We start from the raw sequence: 17,335 nt of genomic DNA on the forward strand, positions 1-17,335 counted from the left end.
CGGTCTTCAGGCGCGCTCGGCACGCCGGACGATCTGCTCGGCGTGCCGGAAGACGGGGCCGTCCACCATTCTGCCCTCGAAGGTGAAGACGCCGCGATGGTTCGGCGCCTCCGCCAGCAGTCGCCGTGCCCAGTCGGCCTGCTGGTGCGATGGCGTATAGGCCGTTCGCAGCACCGGCACCTGGCTCGGATGGATCGCCACCTTCGCGTCGAAGCCGACGGCGACTGCATCGTCGGCCTCGGCGGCCAAGCCGTCCAGATCGCGAATGTCCAAGTACACCGAATCCAGCGCGAACTTTCCATACGCCTTCGCGGCGAGCAGCGTCGTGGAGCGCACGTGCCGGGCCACGTCCCGGTAGGCGCCGTCGGCACGCCTGCTGGAGGTACCGCCCAATGCTGCGACCAGGTCTTCGGCGCCCCACATGACGCCGATCGTGTTGCGCTCGCGCACCGCGTGTTCGACCCCGAGCGCGCCCGACGGCGATTCGATCAGCGCGATCACCGCCCAGTCGCCCAGCGCGGTGATCTGTTCGACCGACTCGTATTTCGGCAGCATGATCCGCTGGTAGTCGGTATCGGCCAGCGCTGTGAGATCGAGTGCGTGCTCAGTAGTGCCTGCCGGGTTGACGCGCACCACCGTGGTCGCGGGATCCAGTGGTGTGTCCACCAGCGCGGTGCGCGCTGCCGCCTTGGCGTCGTCGGCGACACCGTCTTCCAGGTCGATGATCACCACATCGGCTGCCGCCGCTGCTTTGGCATAGCGCTCCGGGCGATCGGCCGGGCAGAACAACCACGCCGGACCCGCCATCTGCCAGGTCATCGGGCGCCCTGGTTCGGGGCCTTGCGGACCAGTGTGCTGCGGACCGCGGTGGCGACGATGTCACCGTGTTGGTTGCGTGCGGTGTGCGCGAGGGTCACGATGCCTTCACGCGGGCGGCTGTTCGACTCCCGCTTACCGGTGACCACCGTTTCGGCGTACATGGTGTCACCGTGGAACAGCGGCTTCGGAAACGCAATGTCCGAAAAGCCGAGATTCGCCACCAGGGTGCCCTGCGTCAGTTGGGCTACCGACAGTCCGACCAGGGTGGACAACGTGAACATGGAGTTCACCAGCCGCTGATTGAACGGCGGCTGTCGCTCGCTGAACGCCGCGTCCAAGTGCAGTGCCTGGGTGTTCATCGTCAGGGTGGTGAACAGCACATTGTCCGCTTCGGTGATGGTGCGGCCCGGCCGATGCTCGTAGACCACGTCGGTGTCGAATTCCTCGAACCACAGTCCCCGCTGCACGACGGTGTGTCGGGTCACAATCCCAGCTCCCGGCCGATCAGCATCAGTTGCACTTCGGTGGTGCCTTCGCCGATTTCCAGGATCTTGCTGTCGCGGTAGTGCCGGGCGACCGCGTAGTCGTTCATGAAGCCGTAGCCGCCGAAGATCTGCGTCCCGTCGCGTGCGTTGTCCATGGCGGCCTCGCTGGCCACCAGTTTCGCGATGGACGCCTGCTTCTTGAACGGTTTGCCCGCCAACATCAGGGCCGCGGCGTCGTAGTAGGCCGTCCGGGCGGCGTGCGCCCGAGCCTCCATCCTGGCGATGGTGAAGGAGATGGCCTGGTTGCGCCCGATCGGCTGGCCGAATGCCACGCGTTCGGCGGCGTAGCGCACGCTCTCGTCCACGCACCCTTGTGCAGCGCCGACCGCGAGCGCGGCGATGGCGATCCGGCCCTCGTCGAGAATGCGCAGGAAGTTCGCGTAGCCGCGTCCACGCTCGCCGAGCAGGTTCTCTTCGGGCACGCGGACGTCGGTGAAGCTGAGCGGATGGGTGTCCGAGGCATTCCAGCCCACCTTGTTGTATGCGGGTTCGGCGACGAAACCGGCGGTGTCGGCCGGCACGAGAATGGTGGATATCTCCTTTTTACCGTCGGTCTGTCCGGTCACGGCGGTCACGGTGACCAGGACGGTGATATCGGTGCCGGAATTGGTGATGAACTGCTTGCTGCCGTTGATGATCCACTCACCGCCCTCGGCGATCGCGGTGGTCTTGGTGCCGCCCGCGTCGCTGCCGGCGCCTGGCTCGGTGAGCCCGAAGGCGGCGAGATTGCGCCCGCTGGTCAGTTGCGGCAGCCATTCCTGTTTCTGCTTGTCGGTGCCGAACCGGTAGATCGGCATCGCACCCAACGACACGCCTGCTTCCAGCGTGATAGCCACGCTCTGGTCGACTTTACCCAGTTCTTCCAGTGCGAGGCACAGTGCGAAGTAGTCGCCGCCCATGCCGCCGTACTCTTCGGGGAACGGCAGGCCGAACAGCCCCATGTCGGCCATTCCCCCGACCACGTCGTAGGGAAAGGTGTGATTCGCATCGTGGGTGGCGGCGACCGGTGCGACCACCGATTGTGCGAAGTCGCGCACGGTCAGCGCGAGGTCGCGATACTCCTGCGGCAGGGCGCCGGTGGACAGGAAGTCGGTCATGTCGGAATTCCTCCGGGTTCGGTCGGTGCGACGTGATTCTGTCGATCCGCGGCGACGACGCGCGCGAGCACCTGGTCGAGGCGCACCTGAGCGCCGGCCTCGACCAGCAGTTCGACGGTTCCGGCGACCGGCGCACCGAGCGAGTGCTCCATCTTCATCGCCTCCACGATGATCACCGGATCGCCAGCGGCGACGGTGTCACCCGAGCCGACCGGCGCCGCGATCACCGAGCCCGGCATCGGACTACGAATCTCGGCGTCACCGACGTGGGCGTCGTCGCCGCGGGCGCTGACCTCGGCGACCTCGCGCAGCGCGACGGTTCCGGACGCCCCGGCGATCCACAGCAAGTCGTCGTGTTCGGCGATCCGGTAGGTGCGCCGCAGGCCGGCCGTGGTCACGGTGAGCACGCCGATGTCGGCGGTTCCGGCGAAGGTCGCGGTGAGGGTGGTTGCGTCGCCATCGCCGATCCGTACCGCACCGTCGTCGGGTGTGCCGGACAGGTGGATGTGCTCCACCCGGTCACCGCCGGCCAGACGCACGGGAGTCGATGCGTCGTCCCCGATCCGCCACCCGGACGGGACCGCCCATGAATCGACCGGCGTCGTCGGCCAGCGGCGCAGCCAGCGGTAGGCTGCAGCGGCCACGAACTCGTCGTCGCCGATGTCGGGCGGACGAAAGTCGGCCACCCGCCGATCGAGCAGGGCGGTGTCCAGGCGTCCGGCTGCCACGTCCGGGTCGGCCAACAGGAAGCGCAAGAACGCGATATTGCTGGGCACGCCCAGCAATACGGTATCGGCCAACGCCCGGTCCAGCTTCGCCAGCGCGGAGGACCGATCACCGGCGTGCGCGATGACCTTCGACAGCATCGGGTCGTAGTCTCCGCCGATGTTCGCACCGATCCGCAACCCCGAATCGACCCGCACCCCTGAGCCTTCCGGTTCGACGAGGTCGAGGACCGGACCACCGGTGGGCACGAACCCACGCGCCGGGTCTTCGGCATACACCCTGGCTTCGATGGCGTGGCCGACCATGCGGATATCGTCCTGCCGTGCCGCGATCTGCTGCCCGGCCGCGACCCGAATCTGGCATTCCACCAGGTCGATTCCAGTGACCAGTTCGGTGACCGGATGCTCCACCTGCAGGCGGGTGTTCATCTCCATGAAGAAGAACTCTTCGGGCTGGTCCGCGGAGACGATGAACTCCACAGTGCCCGCGCCCGTGTAGTCCACACTGCGCGCGGTGTCGCAGGCGGCGGCACCGATCTTGGCTCGGGTCGCCTCGTCGAGCAAGGGCGAGGGGGCTTCTTCGACGACTTTCTGGTGGCGGCGTTGCAGGCTGCATTCGCGCTCACCCAGATGCAACACCGTGCCGAACCGATCGGCGAGGATCTGCACTTCGATATGCCTGGGTCGGGTGACGAAGCGTTCCAGGAACAGTGTGCTGTCGCCGAACGCGGCGGCGGCTTCGCGCCGCGCGGCCCGCAGCGCGTCCGGCAGTCCCGCCGGCTCGTCCACCCGACGCATACCTTTACCGCCGCCGCCGGCGGAGGGCTTGATCAGTACTGGATATCCGATCTCGGCGGCCGCCGCGATCAGCTCGTCGTCGGTGAGGCCGGGTGCGGCGATACCGGGTACCACCGGGACGCCGAAGGAGGCGACGGTGTTCTTCGCCGCGATCTTGTCGCCCATCACTTCGATCGCCCGGGCGGACGGGCCGAGGAAGACGATGCCCGCCTCGGCCAGCGCGGCGGCGAACGCCGCATTCTCCGACAGGAATCCGTAGCCGGGATGCACCGCCTGCGCTCCGGTGCGCAGTGCGGCGGCCACGATCGCGTCGATGGCGAGGTAGCTGTCTCTGGCAGGGGCGGGACCCAGGCGCGCCGCGGTATCGGCTTCGTGGACGTGTCGGGCGTCGGCATCGGCGTCGCTGTAGACCGCGACCGAGCGGATCCCCATGGTGCGCAAGGTGCGGATCACCCGCACCGCGATCTCGCCACGGTTGGCCACCAGCACGGTGTCGAACGCCACGGGAATGGAGGTGTCGAGCATGCCGATCACATCCGAAACACGCCGTAGGCGACAGGTTCCAGCGGCGCTTGCGCGCACACCGACAGGGCCAGGCCGAGCACCGTTCGGGTGTCGGCGGGGTCGATGATGCCGTCGTCCCACAGCCGTGCGGTGGAGTAGTAGGGATTGCCCTGGGCTTCGTATTGGTCCCGGATCGGGTTCTTGAACGCTTCCTCGTCGGCAGCCGACCACGGTTCACCCGTGCTGTCGAGTTGATCGCCGCGCACCGTCGCCAGCACCGATGCCGCCTGCTCGCCGCCCATCACCGAGATACGCGCGTTCGGCCACATCCACAGGAACCGTGGCGAATACGCGCGTCCACACATCGAGTAGTTGCCGGCGCCGTAGGAGCCGCCGATGACGACCGTGAGTTTCGGTACCCGCGCGCAGGCCACCGCGGTGACCATCTTCGCGCCGTGTTTGGCGATGCCGCCTGCTTCGTAGTCGCGGCCGACCATGAAGCCGGTGATGTTCTGCAGGAACAGCAGTGGGATGCGGCGCTGGTCGCACAGTTCGATGAAATGCGCCCCTTTCATCGCGGATTCGCTGAACAACACCCCGTTGTTGGCCACGATGCCCACCGGATGCCCATGGATGCGCGCGAATCCGGTGACCAAGGTCGTGCCGTATTCGGCCTTGAATTCGTGGAAACTGCTGTGGCCGTCGTCGGCAGCGTCGACCACGCGATCGATCACTTCGCGCACGTCGTACGGGGTGCGCAGATCGACCGGAACCACGTCGTAGAGTTCCGATTCCGGTGCCGCGGGCGCGATGGTGGGCCGAACCGTCCAGGGGGTGTCGGCGCGGGGGCCGAGTGTGGCCACGATGCGACGCACGATCCGTAGCGCGTCCTGGTCGTCGTCGGCCAAATGGTCGGTGACGCCCGACATCCGTGCGTGCAGATCCCCGCCGCCGAGCTCCTCGGCAGTGACAACTTCGCCGGTCGCGGCCTTCACCAGCGGCGGTCCGCCGAGGAAGATCGTGCCCTGATTGCGCACGATCACGGCTTCGTCGCTCATCGCCGGTACGTAGGCGCCGCCCGCGGTGCACGAGCCGAGAACGGCCGCGATCTGTGGAATTCCCTTGGCGCTCATTGTCGCCTGGTTGTAGAAGATGCGCCCGAAATGCTCCCGGTCGGGGAAGACTTCGTCCTGGTGTGGCAGGTAGGCCCCTCCGGAGTCGACCAGGTACAGGCACGGCAGCCGATTCTGCAGCGCGATCTCTTGCGCACGCAGATGCTTTTTCACCGTCATGGGGTAGTAGGTGCCGCCTTTGACCGTGGCGTCGTTGGCCACGATCACGCATTCTCGCCCGGATACTCGGCCGATTCCGGTGATGATCCCGGCGCCGGGCGAGTCGTCGCCGTACAACCCGGTGGCAGCCAGGGGCGACAGCTCGAGGAAGGGGCTGCCCGGATCGAGCAGCTGGTCCACCCGCTGTCGAGGCAGCAGCTTGCCGCGTGCGGTGTGGCGTTCGCGAGCCTTGGCCGGCCCGCCGAGTGCCGTGGCGGTCAGTCGGGCACGCAGATCGCGCACCAGCGCCGAGTGCGCGGCGCGGTTGTCCACAGGCGCTTCGGTAAGGGTCATCACGCCATCCTGTCATCCAGTTAGTCGCTGATAACTGGAATTCAGGTTAGTGTTGGTTAACCGAAATGTCCACCGCGACGGAGGGGACTCTGTATGACCCAAGCGGAATCTGTCGCACCAACCCGTCGTGACCAGCGCAAAGCGCAACGTCGGGCGCAACTGCTCGAGGCGGGCGCCCAGCTCATTGCCGAGCGAGGCTTCCTGGGCGTGCGCCTGGATGATCTCGGGGCCGCAGTCGGTATCAGCGGACCCGCGGTCTATCGGCACTTCCCGAACAAGGAGGCATTGCTGGTCGAGCTGCTCGCCGGGGTCAGCCAGCGGCTGTTGGAGGGTGGTAGCGCTGTGGTGGCGTCGACGAGTTCGGCCGAACAGGCGCTGTCCGGCTTGGTCGACCACCATCTGGACTTCGCGCTCGGCGAGCCCGAGCTGATCCGCATTCAGGACCGTGATCTGGACAGTGTGCCCGGCGCCGCGCGCCGCGAGATCCGACGCACCCAGCGGCGGTACGTCGAGATCTGGGTGACGGTGCTGCGCGAACTGCATCCGGAACTACCGGAGCAGACGGCGCGCGTACAGGCACACGCCGCCTTCGGCCTGATCAACTCGACACCGCACAGTGTGAGCACGGCGACCGCCGTCCGGGCTCGGCCGGTCCTGCGCCGCATGGTGCTGGCCGCCTTGAACGACCGGGCGCTCGGCAGCAGCTCCTGACGATCTCGCACCCAGCGTCCGAGATCGGGCGGTTTTGGATAGTTATGGTCGCCGTGACCAGGTCTGTTCGGGGGTGACGGTGTTGAGGTCGGCTACCGCGACGAGTCGAGCGGGCACGGTGTCGCCGAAGTGGTCGAGACCGGGGACGAACACCGCTTCGGCGTCGGTGGCGAGCACGACAGCGATCAGACGCTGAACACGGTCGTCGGTGCGGTTGGTGAAGGTGACGGTTTTGAGCAACCGGTAGCCGTAGCGGCGCGCCAGATTCCGAATCTGGGTTTCGTGCCATTGCTGCCGGAAACCGGACACGTCGCAGCGCAGATAGCCGATAGCGGCAGGTTGAAGTCTCATGCGTGCTCCTCGGGTGAGGTCGTTGCTGCCCACAGTCCGGGAACATCGACACTGTCCGCGCCTGCGGCGGCAAGCATCTGCGTCCACGAAAACCGATGGCCTACGTGGCCGTCGGTGTAGATCGGGCTGAACGTTCCATCAGCACGTCGAAACCAGCGGGCTGGCTTCTCGACCGCTACTGGTGTTTCGGGCATTTCTCGCAGCGCGGCAGCCAATCGGGTCAGAACTTCCATCTCGGCTTCTGGCGACGAGTCGCTAGGTCTGCTGGGTCGCTGCCGCCGTCGAACAGGCTTGCCGCTACTCATCCGCACATCCGCGACCAGATACGCTTGGATTGAGAGAATTTCGAGCGACAATCGCAGATCGCCCGGTTTGTTCGTGGTATCTGGAAAGCGGCTATCGCACACGGTTTCCGATTGCTGGTCAGCCATTTGGGTCGGCTCGCCGACGAGTCTTCTCATGACTCGAAACAACTACGGCGTGGCGTCCTCCCGCGACCCCATCACGGTCACGCCTAGCGCGTGTCGGTCGCGCACTGCAGCGTCCTGTCGCTTCTTTGTCACATCCTCTACGCTGAACTGTGGCGCGCTACGACGGAGGGACGTGAGTGCAGCGAAGGCAATCAGGCTGAAAAAACTTCTTCGGGAACGTCATTGGCAGAAGTATGCGACCTTCTGTCGTGAGTATGATCGAGCGGCAGGTCTGATCGACACCGACCTCGTCGGTACCGCCCCGAGTCGAGGTCAACTTCATCAGTGGTTGGCCGGTGAGCTGAAGGGCCTTCCCTACCCGGACCACTGCCGCATCCTCGAAGCCATGTTCCCCGACTGGACTGCTGCAGCGCTCTTCGAGCTCGTTCCCGACGATGATCTACCTGTTTCCGACAAATCAGGAGTCGGTCAGCTGGTACGAGCTGTCAGTGAAGCTTTTCGGACTCCCGACGCCGATCGATCCGAATGGACCCCAGCGGAATCCCACCAACCACACGGCGCGGTGAGGCTCGACGGAGCCTTCCACTCGGCGGGCGATGAGATCCCCGATTCGCTTCAGCGCATCACGAAGAAGCTCGTTGCTCTCGCCCGTGTCCTGCGGCTGCCACCTGAAGAGTCCGCCCGTATCGCCAGCCTCGCCGGTCAACTTGTGGAACTCACGATGCAAGTCGATATCTCGATTGGCGAAGGTGGACAAGGCGTCGTGCGCTACCAGCACGAGTTGTTCAATATGAGTAGTAGGCCCATCACCAGAATCCCACGTGAGGTGTGGTTCGAGCACACACCCAATTCCATCGCGATCGCGCCGATGTCCGCTGGCCACCGCAAAGTACTGATCCAGCGGATTCATGACACCACCGGTTTGGCCAAGTTCGCGTGCCAGATATCGCCACCGATTCAGCCCGGCGATACCGGCACCATCGCATACGAATGCACCGGAGGACAGTTCGTGAGTGATCACTATTGGCGTCAGTGCATTCCGCGGTACACCCGACACGTGACGCTCACCATTCGCCACAATTCTGTTGGTCGGCTGATGTCCTACACAGTCCTCGAGGAGCAGGTGAACGGTACCGAGCAATCCGTATCCGAGGATCTTATCTGGGACAATGACGGAACGGATGTGGTCGTGACTCTCACCCGGAACTACTTGCGGCCCGGGCAATCGGTCACCCTGCGATGGGAAGTCGAACACATCGAGCGATCCAATTGAGTCCTGAACCGGCTGCCAGGAGAGAATTCATGTCATCCACCGCGGCCCGCGTCCACGTTCTCCGGTCGGATATTCTCGGGCCTGGGGGCCTCGCATCAACAACCACGATGCCGTTGTTTGCATATGGAACACTCCAGATACTCGAGGTCGTGCGGACGCTGATCGGTCGAGTTCCACACACGCGACCCGGCGAACTCGATGACTGGATCTGTGCTCCGCTCCCCTTTCGGCCGTATCCGGGACTTGTCCCAAGGCCCGGAATCAGGACAGTCGGTCTCACGTTTACCGACCTCACACCGACTGAGTGGATGCGGTTGGACCGTTTCGAAGATCCTGACTACTCGTTGGAACTCGTCACACTGAACGACGGCACGGAAGCGTGGGTGTATGCCTGGCAACTCGAGGTCAGCCCGGGTACCTGGAACTGCCGTGAGTTTATTGTCCGGCATCTGGCAGAGTATCTCGAACGATGCAGGGACTGGCTGAGTCGAGACGGTGATTGACAGCTCCAAAGCACGAGTTGCGCAAGGCTTCTCGTCGTTCCAGGCGGATATCGATTCACACTACCGCGGTTGCCGATGAGCCCTGAACTTGCCGGCCGAGGGCGCCGCAATGGCAGCCGTGTTGGCGGCTCACGAAGTAGAGCCAGAGCGACACAGCGAGAACCCGTTGTTTCGGTTTCTCGGCGTGCTGTCGCGCGGGGATCGGGTGGTTTGTGGAAGCCCATGGAGATGAGGCGCGAACCAACAGCAGGTCCTGTGCCAGTCACCGAACGCTGCCTAGCGAGTATTCGACTGCGATGATGCCCACCGTCCCGGACCGTTGGCGTACATCGGCACCGCCTATACCTCGGTGAAAGCCAGCCAGTGTTTCGGCGTCGGCTAGGGCAAGGTGAGTGCCCGATAGATACCGACCACGGTTGCTGCGCCGACGATCTGACCGCGGTCGATCATCTGCATCGCGCCATCGAGTGGTATCCACCGAATCACCTCGGCCTTCCATATCCGGGTGCGTTTCGGTGAGGTCTGCGCCGCGTGCAAGGTAGATCTCCTGCGGCTGGTCGAGTGTGCCGACGGCCGGCTGATAGGTCACCAGGTGCTGCATCGACCGCGGACGCCAGCTGGTCTCTTCCTCTACCTCGCGTGCGGCGGCATCGGCGACGTCTTCGGCGTGGTCGACGTAGCCTCCGGGCAGCTCCCACACCCACTGATCGATGATCCACCGGTGCCGGTACATCAATAGGACCTCCCGGTCGTCGTTGAGTACCAGCGTCATTGCGCATCGGGGCATTCGAGCGACATATTGAGTGAACTCGACTCCGCTCGGCAGCCGCACGTCAGCTGTTGACAGCCGGACATGGCGGTTCTCGTCCACCAGGTTCTCACCAAGAATTGTCCATCGGGTGCCGGTCACACTTTCGACGGTAGTTCAGACGTACCAAAGCCTCCCTTGCTATCGAGTTCCGAGCTCGTTGTGCCGGCGCGGACGCGGTCCGGGGCGATCTTGCCGAGTGCCGGAGGCGCTACCGTGTGGCGGTCAGCACCAAAGGATTCGGCATCGAGCGGGCGCTCAAGTGGTGATAGCGAATACGCCGGTGGGGCTCGTGGCGAGCACGGTGGGCGTCGCGGTCCCAGTGATCGGGGCCGACACGATCTGATCGGTGCCTTGGTCGGTGATGAACAGGGTGCTGCCGGAGACGGTGATATCCGTTGGGAGCGACAGACCGGTTACCAAGGGGGTCGCCGTTCCACCGGTGACCGGCACCGTCGATACCCGGGCGGTCCCTTGCTCGCAGATATAGAGCAGCTCGCCGACCCGGACGAGGCCAACGGGAGTACTCAGGTCGGTCGCCACCAGAGTCGGTGTGCCACCGTTTCGTGGCACCGAAAACACAGTGCCGATGAAGTTGGTATCGGTGAAGAACAGCAGGCCGCCGTAGGTGTAGGACAGTGGATTGCTGGTGCCGTTCAGCAGGGCGGCGACGGTGACGTCGACGGTTCCGGTGCCGGGTGGGGCAATGGCGTCGATCCGTGTGTCGGAGACGATGGTGAAGGTGGTTGCCGTCGACCCGAACCGCACGATCAACGGACCGACGCCAGTGAAACCGCTGCCGAAGATCTCCACCGTGTTGGCCCCGGCTGTGGGTCCTGAACTCGGTGTGAGCGAGGTGAGCACGGGTGCCGTTGGTAGACCCGCCGCGACCGGCGTCATTCCTGGTTGGGTCGGCGCCCCATCGGTGATCCAGAAGATGCCGGTGGGGCTGGTGGCGACCATAGTCGGGGTGTCGGTGCCGGTGATCGGTGCCGACACCACTCGATCGGAGTGGCCCGGGTCGGCGATGAACAGGGTGTTGCCGGAGACGGTGATATCAGTGGGGAGCGACAGTCCGGTCACCAAGGGGGTCGCTGTGCCACCGGTGACCGGCACCGTCGACACTCGATTGGCAAAGAACTCGCAGAAGTACAGGAGGGTTCCGACCCGGACGAGACCTTCGGGAATGCTCAGTCCGAACGCGAGCAGGGTTGGTGTGCCCCCGGTCTGCGGCACCGAGTACACATTGCCGGTGTCGATCCCATCGGTGAAGAACAGCAGCCCGGCGCCGCCGTAGGTGTAGGGCAGCGGATTGCTGGTACCGCTCGGCACGGCGGCGACAGTGACCTCGACGGTGCCGGCGCCAGGTGGGGCGCTGGCGTCGATGTGAGTGTCGGAAACAATGGTGAAGGTGGTTGCCGTTGTACCGAACCGCACGGTCGATGGCACTCCTTCGGTGAACCCGCTTCCGAAGATCTGCACCGTGTTTCCCCCGGCCGGAGGCCCGAAACTGGGGTTGAGCGAGGTGAGCACCGGTGCCATCCAAGGCCTCCGAGGGGAAAGATCTCGTCTTGCAGCGCATATCCATCGGCTGCGATACCGCTGTATCCAGTAATCCACTGGCGGTGGCGTTTCCGCAACGCATTGCCGGTCGCGGTTGCGCAACGAATCCGGGTCCGGTTTTCGTCTCGGACTCATGGCTGCGGCCATCCGGTCCCGAGATGACAGCGGCTGCCGCTGAGGAGCCGGGTACGAGAAGCACAGCGGCCCGGTCTCCCTCACATGTCGGGGTACTCCGTGTGGATGTCGCCGTCGAACAGTCTCCACAGGAGCGCATTCATCTTCGCGGCGGCTGGTGCGTGCCGGGTCAAGATCGCGGCCACCACCGGTGGCACGTCCTCCGGGATGTGACCGGCAGCGCACCGAAGTACATACTCGTTGCGGGTGATGGAGCCGTTGCTGGGCGACATCGGTATCCCGCAGACGTCGGTCACCAGCCAGTTGACCAGTCGCATGGCGGCATAGTCGGCGTCATGGTTGGTGTGGCGTTCGACGAAGTCGCGCTCGGCGGCCGACAGGTCGAATTGCGGCGATGTGGCCAGCCCGAAGTCGCTGAGGTAGATCCGCTCCAGGTCGGTGCGCATGTTGCCGAAATGTCCGTCCATGTGCAGCAATTCCCGATCGCGCAGGAAAGTCACGATTTCCGAAAGTTGTCGTTCGACCGTGGCGGCCTTGCCCACGGGGTCTTCTCGAAGCCAGTCTGTAATCGGGTGTGGAATGTATTCGCAGAACAGCACGAGGCTGCACGGTGCGGCGGCCAGCGCTTCGAGCCGGGCTCGCACGGCCGGGCTGTCGCCCTGGTAAGCGACCACGGTGTCGATATCGGCGTGTTCGGCTGCGACTGCTGAACGGCCGGGTAATACACGCCAGTGGTAGAGCACAGGGAACGACTGTGTCTCGCCGGCCAGAACCGCGTCGGTGACGATGATGTTCGCGGCCAGCTCGCGCCATGCGTTATAGCTAGGGCCGCCGATGCCGTACTGGCAGAACATCGGCAGGTCGAACAGGTTCGCTGTGGAGCCCGGATTGGCGAGCTCCCGGTCGGACAGTGGGATGCGTTTGGTGAATACCGGAAAGCTGTCGATGTCGATGATCGCAGAGGCCCCACCCACACTCACGGTTGTGACCGGTGAGGTGTCGACGAGCTCGGTGAGCTCGAAATCACTGCGGGAAGCCAAGAACGTCGAGAGTCTTTGGTGGCGGGCAGTTCTGACAGCTGTCATTGCACGATTCTGCCACCGGCCAGTACTTCGACTGGTGGCACCGTCATCATCGAGGTCGGCCACGGAGGCGAGACCTGTGCCCTGATGTACGGACCGTCTATCAGACGATCAGCGGATTCTTCAGCAATTGCGCACGCGTAGCACAACGTATACTCTAAGCTAGACGATCTTGATGGGGAGGGAAATCGTTTTGCGCACAGTGTCAGACATCTTCGATCCAGCTCTATATGCGGCGACGCGCCTTCCCCGGGAGCACGCCGAAACCATGCCTTTCTGGGTGTATACCGACCATGCGTGGTTCGAGCGGGAGATAGAGACCATGTTCCGTCCTGCGTGGCATTTCGCAGGACTTGCCTCATCTGTGGGCAAAGCCGGCGACTTCTTCACCTTGCGTTTGTTGGGTGAGTCCCTGCTGGTTGTGCGTGGGGACGATGGGGAAGTGCGTGTATTCCGTAATTCCTGCAGTCACCGCGGATCTTTGATCCTCGACCAGGAGGCAGGAAACTGTCGTGCGCTGCGCTGTCCCTACCATTCTTGGACGTATTCCCTCGAAGGGGTTCTCAAATATGCACCAGGGCTCGACCAATACGGCCGACACGAGCTCCCAGGGCTGGGCAAGAACCTGGTTCGGGTGCCTTCCGGGATCCGTGAGGGGCTGATCTTCGTGCATCTTGGAGATCTAGCGAACTCGCCCACTCTCGACGACTATCTCGGCAACTTCACTTCCACTGTCGCGGTTCCTCACCAGACCGCGCAGATGATTGCGGTCAACCAACGAGAGTATGTTCTCGATTCCAATTGGAAATTGTATGTCGAGGTCGACATGGAAACGTTGCATACGAAACACATCCACCGCAGTTCGATCGGCGCGCAGCCAGTGACCAGTCCTCTTTCCGAGGGCAACTGGATCGGTGTCTACCACGAGTCGGAACACACTCCGGCTCTGCATCCGAGCGAGCGACGTACTGGCTTTCCCCACACCAGGGGTCTGACCGGCGCGGCCTCTCGAGGCACTCATTTCTCCATCCTTCTGCCTGGGTTCTTTGTCGTGACTGCGCAAGACACAATGTGGTGGATCCACAAGATTCCGGAATCCGCGACTCGCACGCGAGTCCGCGTCGGTTACTCCTTCCCTACCTCGACGACCGAGCGGACCGACTTCGACGAATTGTCCAAGCGTTACTACAAACGGCTCGACCAAGTGATCGAAGAGGACGACTGGATCACCGAGCATCAGCAGAAAGGTCTGAACTCCTCGGCGCCGGGTTGTTATCTGCCCGAGGAACACGTCGTCCACCGCTTGGACAATTGGATATTGGATCAGGTCCTTGGTGCATAGCCTTCGCACTCGTCGCCTGGCAGGTTGGTCGGTGCTGGCGGGTTGCTTTCTGCTCGGGTTCTTCCATCGGTTCGCTCCTGCCACATCGGCAGAGGATCTCTCCGCCGATTTGGGAGCCAATGCGACCACGCTGGGAACGCTTGCCGCATGGCATTTCTGGGTGTATACGGTGGCGCAGATCCCAGCGGGGATATTGGTGGACCGCTACGGCGTCCGATCGTGTGTTGCCGCTGGTTCCCTCGTGACCGCAGGCGGATCCCTGGTGCTGGCCGGTGCGGTGAACCCACCGATGGCTTCGGTGGGACCGATGCTGACCGGCGGGGGTTTGTCGGTGGTGTTCGTCGGCATCATGAAGTACAACGCGTCCTGGTTCCGCCCCGAAAGCTACGGCCTGGTCACTGGTGTAACGATGTTGGCGGCCACCTGTGGCGCGATCGGAGCAGGTTCACCTACCGCGTGGTTGCTGGAGCGTTGTGACTGGCGGCAGATCTTTGCGATGGCGGCGCTGGCCGGACTCGTCCTGTCGGTTGCGGTGGCCGCTGTGGTGCGTGATCGGCCGCCATACGGCTTCGGCACACAGGCCGGTCGCGCGAGTCGAGTTCGCGGCGGTCTACGCGCCGCGCTGCGACGGCGCGAACTGTGGCCGTTGCTGGCGGCGACCGCTGGCACGAACGGCACCTTCTACGCCTTCGCTGGTTTGTGGGGTGTCCCGTTGCTCACCGAAACTCGCGGGCTGTCCAACACTGTTGCCGCCGGATACACCACTGCGGCGCTTGCAGTGTATGGCCTGGGTTGTCTGGCCATCGGCGTGTGGTCCGATCGGATCGGGCGCCGCAAACCTTTTCTGCTGGCCACCAGTTGGATGGCGGTGGCCGGCTGGATGGGCCTTGCCCTCCTGCCATGGGAACCGGGCTGGCAAGGCCTGGGCCTGTACATCGTGGTGGGTGCCGCCGCGTCTCAGGTGACGGTGTCGTTCGCGGCGTTGAAAGAGTCCGTTCCCGTCGAGATCGCGGCTACCGCTCTCGCAGTGCTCAATGCCGGAGTTTTCGTTGCATCGGCTGTGCTACAGCCGATGTTCGGGTTCATCGTGGACAGCGGCTCCGGCTGGAGTTGGGCTTTGGCCCTGATGGTGGGTATCTCTTTGTCGGGTCTGCTTGCTGTGCGCTCCGCCAGTGAAACATGGTGCAACACGCTGCCCTCCACTCATTCCGAGCAGCACGCTCTTTCGACCGATGGCAAGACCTGAGCTTCGAAGCTTGTGACTGTGGCGCGCTCGTGGAGACGATCCAGCTGGGTCCAGAGGTTGCGGTCTCAGTTGTCGCGGGTTGGGTTTCGTTTACCGCGACGCCCGGACCGTGACGTAGGCGGCCCTATCCACCCGTACCACGCGGTCTCCCATCCTCGTGGTCCTGTGCGGCGGCTACTGGGTCCGGCCCAGGCGATATAGCCGTCCGGACGGACGAGGACTGTGGGTCCGGTCTCCGTTCGGCGGGCCTGTGCGAGCGTGGTATCGAGGACCATGGTCATGGGCGTAGCACTCGAGAGCGGCGTCGATGGCGGTCTGTGGCGCGATCATCACATAGCGGTAGCGGGAGGGTAGGTGGGACAAGTCGACCGCACCCCCGAAGAACAGGTCCACGTGGTCGGCGGTGCCAGCGTCGGCCAGCAGGCCTTCGGCGAGCCCGCGACTGTCGAGTACCTCCAGGGTTCGTGCCATGGTGGCGAATGCCCGACTGGACGGGTTGATCATCGGTCGGCGCTCGAGCACTGTGACGGAGTGCCCGGACCGTGCGAGATCACCGGCGAGCAACATTCCAGTTGGGCCGCCACCGACCACGAGCACCTGTGTTTGTTGGATCTCGGGGGAAGTCACAGCTGTCCTCCTAGGGGTGCGCCAGCCGCATCACAATCTCTGGCATACCCGGGCACCCCGTGAGCTATCATGAGCAGCTCGATTTCGATCCGGGGTCTCGATTCGTGGTCGTGCGCTCGGACCGGATGTGAGCGGGTATATGTCGACACCTCGCGCAACGCTCGATGAGCCTATTACTCGGTGCGCTGCGCGAACATTGCGAGCCCAAAAGTTCGGATAGTACTGTCGTGTAGGGCGTTCTACGCAATGTCGGCGCGATCTGGAGGGGATATGCTGATCGAGCTGGCGGTTGGGGATGCGTACGGGGCGGGGTTCGAATACGCCGATCCGGACTTCATTGCCGAGCGCAACCTCTTGACGGGGTACGTCCAGCATCCGACGCATCTCGGTGTGCGGCCGGGCGCCTACACGGATGACACTCAGATGACGCTGGCGATTGCGGAACTGCTCATTTCGGGGGACTCATGGGGTCGAGAGGCGCTGGCCGAATGTTTTGTGCGGGCCTATCACCGGGATCCGCGTGACGGTTATGCCCGACGTTTCCAACTGTTTCTCGACACCGTACACAGCGGCGCTGACCTCTTGGCCCGTATCGACCCAGTGAGCGACAAGAGCGGTGCGGCAATGCGAGCTGGGCCGATCGGACTGTTGCCGACCGTGGACGATGTCCTGCACTACACACTGGAACAGGCGCGCATCACCCACGACACCGCGGACGGGATCGCTGCCGCGCAGGCCGCGGCGCTGGCAGTGCACTACTGTCATCATCGACTCGGGCCGGTCGCGGAGTTGCCGGAGTGGATTGGGGCAGAACTCGACCGGAGTTGGGCGCGACCGTGGCGCGGCAGAGTGGGATCCAAGGGCTGGATGAGCGTACGTGCGGCGCTCACCGCGCTGTCGATGAGTACCAGGCTCAGCCAAGTCTTGCACACCGCGGTGGCCTGGACAGGAGATGTGGACACAGTCGCGACGATCGCGCTCGCCGCCGGTTCTCGCGCGACAGATATCGAGCAGGATCTGCCGAACTCCTTGGTCGATGGTCTCGAGAACGGTGCGTACGGTAGGGATTACCTGCGGCAGGTGGATACTCGCCTGCTGGCTGAATTCTCCTGATCGATACTCGCTATCGAATACGCGCCGGTGCAAGCGG

Annotated in this window: 18 protein-coding genes; 6 read left to right on the forward strand and 12 right to left on the reverse strand. The window is 64.1% G+C overall.

Annotated features, from left to right (window positions below):
* Window positions 1–6 precede the first annotated feature (6 nt).
* From K940_RS0117155 to K940_RS0117175, 5 genes are read right to left on the reverse strand one after another with little or no spacing between them, the layout of a single operon-like run.
* Window positions 7–819, reverse strand: coding sequence for a CoA ester lyase (locus K940_RS0117155; RefSeq protein ID WP_028478557.1), 813 nt, complete (start codon window positions 817–819; stop codon window positions 7–9).
* Window positions 816–1,304, reverse strand: coding sequence for a MaoC family dehydratase (locus K940_RS0117160; RefSeq protein WP_028478558.1), 489 nt, complete (start codon window positions 1,302–1,304; stop codon window positions 816–818). The genes K940_RS0117155 and K940_RS0117160 overlap by 4 nt, the downstream gene beginning before the upstream one ends.
* Window positions 1,301–2,461, reverse strand: coding sequence for an acyl-CoA dehydrogenase family protein (locus tag K940_RS0117165; RefSeq protein WP_028478559.1), 1,161 nt, complete (start codon window positions 2,459–2,461; stop codon window positions 1,301–1,303). The genes K940_RS0117160 and K940_RS0117165 overlap by 4 nt, the downstream gene beginning before the upstream one ends.
* Window positions 2,458–4,509: a biotin carboxylase N-terminal domain-containing protein gene (locus K940_RS0117170; RefSeq protein WP_028478560.1), complete on the reverse strand. Its 2,052-nt coding sequence runs from the start codon at window positions 4,507–4,509 to the stop codon at window positions 2,458–2,460. The genes K940_RS0117165 and K940_RS0117170 overlap by 4 nt, the downstream gene beginning before the upstream one ends.
* A gap of 5 nt (window positions 4,510–4,514) precedes the next feature.
* Window positions 4,515–6,113, reverse strand: coding sequence for a carboxyl transferase domain-containing protein (locus K940_RS0117175; protein WP_028478561.1), 1,599 nt, complete (start codon window positions 6,111–6,113; stop codon window positions 4,515–4,517).
* A gap of 93 nt (window positions 6,114–6,206) precedes the next feature.
* Here K940_RS0117175 and K940_RS0117180 point away from each other — a divergent pair, with 93 nt between their 5' ends.
* Window positions 6,207–6,824: a TetR/AcrR family transcriptional regulator gene (locus K940_RS0117180; protein ID WP_028478562.1), complete on the forward strand. Its 618-nt coding sequence runs from the start codon at window positions 6,207–6,209 to the stop codon at window positions 6,822–6,824.
* A 42-nt stretch (window positions 6,825–6,866) separates the two neighbouring features.
* On the opposite strand, the gene K940_RS0117185 is transcribed toward K940_RS0117180, so the two are convergent.
* Window positions 6,867–7,175 carry a hypothetical protein gene (locus K940_RS0117185; protein WP_028478563.1) on the reverse strand — a complete coding sequence of 103 codons (309 nt, stop codon included), beginning with the start codon at window positions 7,173–7,175 and terminating at the stop codon, window positions 6,867–6,869.
* Window positions 7,172–7,408 carry a hypothetical protein gene (locus tag K940_RS32400; protein WP_155980924.1) on the reverse strand — a complete coding sequence of 79 codons (237 nt, stop codon included), beginning with the start codon at window positions 7,406–7,408 and terminating at the stop codon, window positions 7,172–7,174. The genes K940_RS0117185 and K940_RS32400 overlap by 4 nt, the downstream gene beginning before the upstream one ends.
* Before the next feature lie 370 nt (window positions 7,409–7,778).
* Here K940_RS32400 and K940_RS30900 point away from each other — a divergent pair, with 370 nt between their 5' ends.
* Together K940_RS30900 and K940_RS31735 are read left to right on the forward strand one after the other, a co-directional pair.
* The gene (locus tag K940_RS30900; RefSeq protein WP_051407289.1) at window positions 7,779–8,879 is read left to right on the forward strand and encodes a hypothetical protein; all 1,101 of its coding nucleotides are present in this window, start codon (window positions 7,779–7,781) and stop codon (window positions 8,877–8,879) included.
* Between the two features lie 107 nt (window positions 8,880–8,986).
* Window positions 8,987–9,382 (forward strand): gamma-glutamylcyclotransferase family protein, encoded by a 396-nt coding sequence (locus K940_RS31735; protein ID WP_081706431.1) that lies wholly within the window; start codon window positions 8,987–8,989, stop codon window positions 9,380–9,382.
* Between the two features lie 262 nt (window positions 9,383–9,644).
* Here K940_RS31735 and K940_RS28785 read toward each other — a convergent pair whose 3' ends face one another.
* From K940_RS28785 to K940_RS0117215, 3 genes are all read right to left on the reverse strand, one after another.
* A complete protein-coding gene (locus K940_RS28785) occupies window positions 9,645–10,292 on the reverse strand; it encodes an NUDIX hydrolase (RefSeq protein WP_196812238.1) in 648 nt (215 codons plus the stop codon).
* Between the two features lie 156 nt (window positions 10,293–10,448).
* Window positions 10,449–11,732: an IPT/TIG domain-containing protein gene (locus K940_RS0117210; protein WP_028478565.1), complete on the reverse strand. Its 1,284-nt coding sequence runs from the start codon at window positions 11,730–11,732 to the stop codon at window positions 10,449–10,451.
* A 236-nt stretch (window positions 11,733–11,968) separates the two neighbouring features.
* The gene (locus tag K940_RS0117215) at window positions 11,969–12,973 is read right to left on the reverse strand and encodes a serine/threonine protein phosphatase (protein WP_028478566.1); all 1,005 of its coding nucleotides are present in this window, start codon (window positions 12,971–12,973) and stop codon (window positions 11,969–11,971) included.
* 199 nt (window positions 12,974–13,172) lie between these two features.
* Between K940_RS0117215 and K940_RS30910 the strand changes: the two genes are divergently transcribed.
* Together K940_RS30910 and K940_RS28795 are read left to right on the forward strand one after the other, a co-directional pair.
* Window positions 13,173–14,312 (forward strand): aromatic ring-hydroxylating dioxygenase subunit alpha, encoded by a 1,140-nt coding sequence (locus K940_RS30910; protein ID WP_231390416.1) that lies wholly within the window; start codon window positions 13,173–13,175, stop codon window positions 14,310–14,312.
* On the forward strand, window positions 14,305–15,558 hold the full coding sequence (locus K940_RS28795; RefSeq protein WP_231390417.1) for an MFS transporter: 1,254 nt from the start codon (window positions 14,305–14,307) through the stop codon (window positions 15,556–15,558). Before K940_RS30910 ends, K940_RS28795 begins: the two co-directional genes overlap by 8 nt.
* A 65-nt stretch (window positions 15,559–15,623) precedes the next feature.
* On the opposite strand, the gene K940_RS34130 is transcribed toward K940_RS28795, so the two are convergent.
* Both K940_RS34130 and K940_RS0117230 read right to left on the reverse strand, forming a co-directional pair.
* Window positions 15,624–15,833 carry a hypothetical protein gene (locus K940_RS34130; protein WP_369797518.1) on the reverse strand — a complete coding sequence of 70 codons (210 nt, stop codon included), beginning with the start codon at window positions 15,831–15,833 and terminating at the stop codon, window positions 15,624–15,626.
* The gene (locus tag K940_RS0117230; RefSeq protein ID WP_231390415.1) at window positions 15,733–16,185 is read right to left on the reverse strand and encodes an NAD(P)/FAD-dependent oxidoreductase; all 453 of its coding nucleotides are present in this window, start codon (window positions 16,183–16,185) and stop codon (window positions 15,733–15,735) included. The genes K940_RS34130 and K940_RS0117230 overlap by 101 nt, the downstream gene beginning before the upstream one ends.
* Before the next feature lie 270 nt (window positions 16,186–16,455).
* Here K940_RS0117230 and K940_RS0117235 point away from each other — a divergent pair, with 270 nt between their 5' ends.
* Window positions 16,456–17,298, forward strand: coding sequence for an ADP-ribosylglycohydrolase family protein (locus K940_RS0117235; protein ID WP_028478569.1), 843 nt, complete (start codon window positions 16,456–16,458; stop codon window positions 17,296–17,298).
* Window positions 17,299–17,335 lie beyond the last annotated feature (37 nt).

Origin of the sequence: Nocardia sp. CNY236, assembly GCF_000482385.1 — a bacterium.
Taxonomy (GTDB): Bacteria; Actinomycetota; Actinomycetes; order Mycobacteriales; family Mycobacteriaceae; genus Nocardia.

What these genes read in the sequence shown, in the direction of transcription:
- K940_RS34130 (WP_369797518.1), bottom strand. Translation starts at nt 15,833, where the DNA reads ATGGTCCTCGATACCACGCTCGCACAGGCCCGCCGAACGGAGACCGGA.
- K940_RS32400 (WP_155980924.1), bottom strand. Translation starts at nt 7,408, where the DNA reads ATGGAAGTTCTGACCCGATTGGCTGCCGCGCTGCGAGAAATGCCCGAA.
- K940_RS0117180 (WP_028478562.1), top strand. Translation starts at nt 6,207, where the DNA reads ATGACCCAAGCGGAATCTGTCGCACCAACCCGTCGTGACCAGCGCAAA.
- K940_RS0117210 (WP_028478565.1), bottom strand. Translation starts at nt 11,732, where the DNA reads ATGGCACCGGTGCTCACCTCGCTCAACCCCAGTTTCGGGCCTCCGGCC.
- K940_RS0117170 (WP_028478560.1), bottom strand. Translation starts at nt 4,509, where the DNA reads ATGCTCGACACCTCCATTCCCGTGGCGTTCGACACCGTGCTGGTGGCC.
- K940_RS0117235 (WP_028478569.1), top strand. Translation starts at nt 16,456, where the DNA reads ATGCTGATCGAGCTGGCGGTTGGGGATGCGTACGGGGCGGGGTTCGAA.
- K940_RS0117175 (WP_028478561.1), bottom strand. Translation starts at nt 6,113, where the DNA reads ATGACCCTTACCGAAGCGCCTGTGGACAACCGCGCCGCGCACTCGGCG.
- K940_RS0117165 (WP_028478559.1), bottom strand. Translation starts at nt 2,461, where the DNA reads ATGACCGACTTCCTGTCCACCGGCGCCCTGCCGCAGGAGTATCGCGAC.
- K940_RS0117215 (WP_028478566.1), bottom strand. Translation starts at nt 12,973, where the DNA reads ATGACAGCTGTCAGAACTGCCCGCCACCAAAGACTCTCGACGTTCTTG.
- K940_RS31735 (WP_081706431.1), top strand. Translation starts at nt 8,987, where the DNA reads ATGCCGTTGTTTGCATATGGAACACTCCAGATACTCGAGGTCGTGCGG.
- K940_RS0117155 (WP_028478557.1), bottom strand. Translation starts at nt 819, where the DNA reads ATGACCTGGCAGATGGCGGGTCCGGCGTGGTTGTTCTGCCCGGCCGAT.
- K940_RS0117185 (WP_028478563.1), bottom strand. Translation starts at nt 7,175, where the DNA reads ATGAGACTTCAACCTGCCGCTATCGGCTATCTGCGCTGCGACGTGTCC.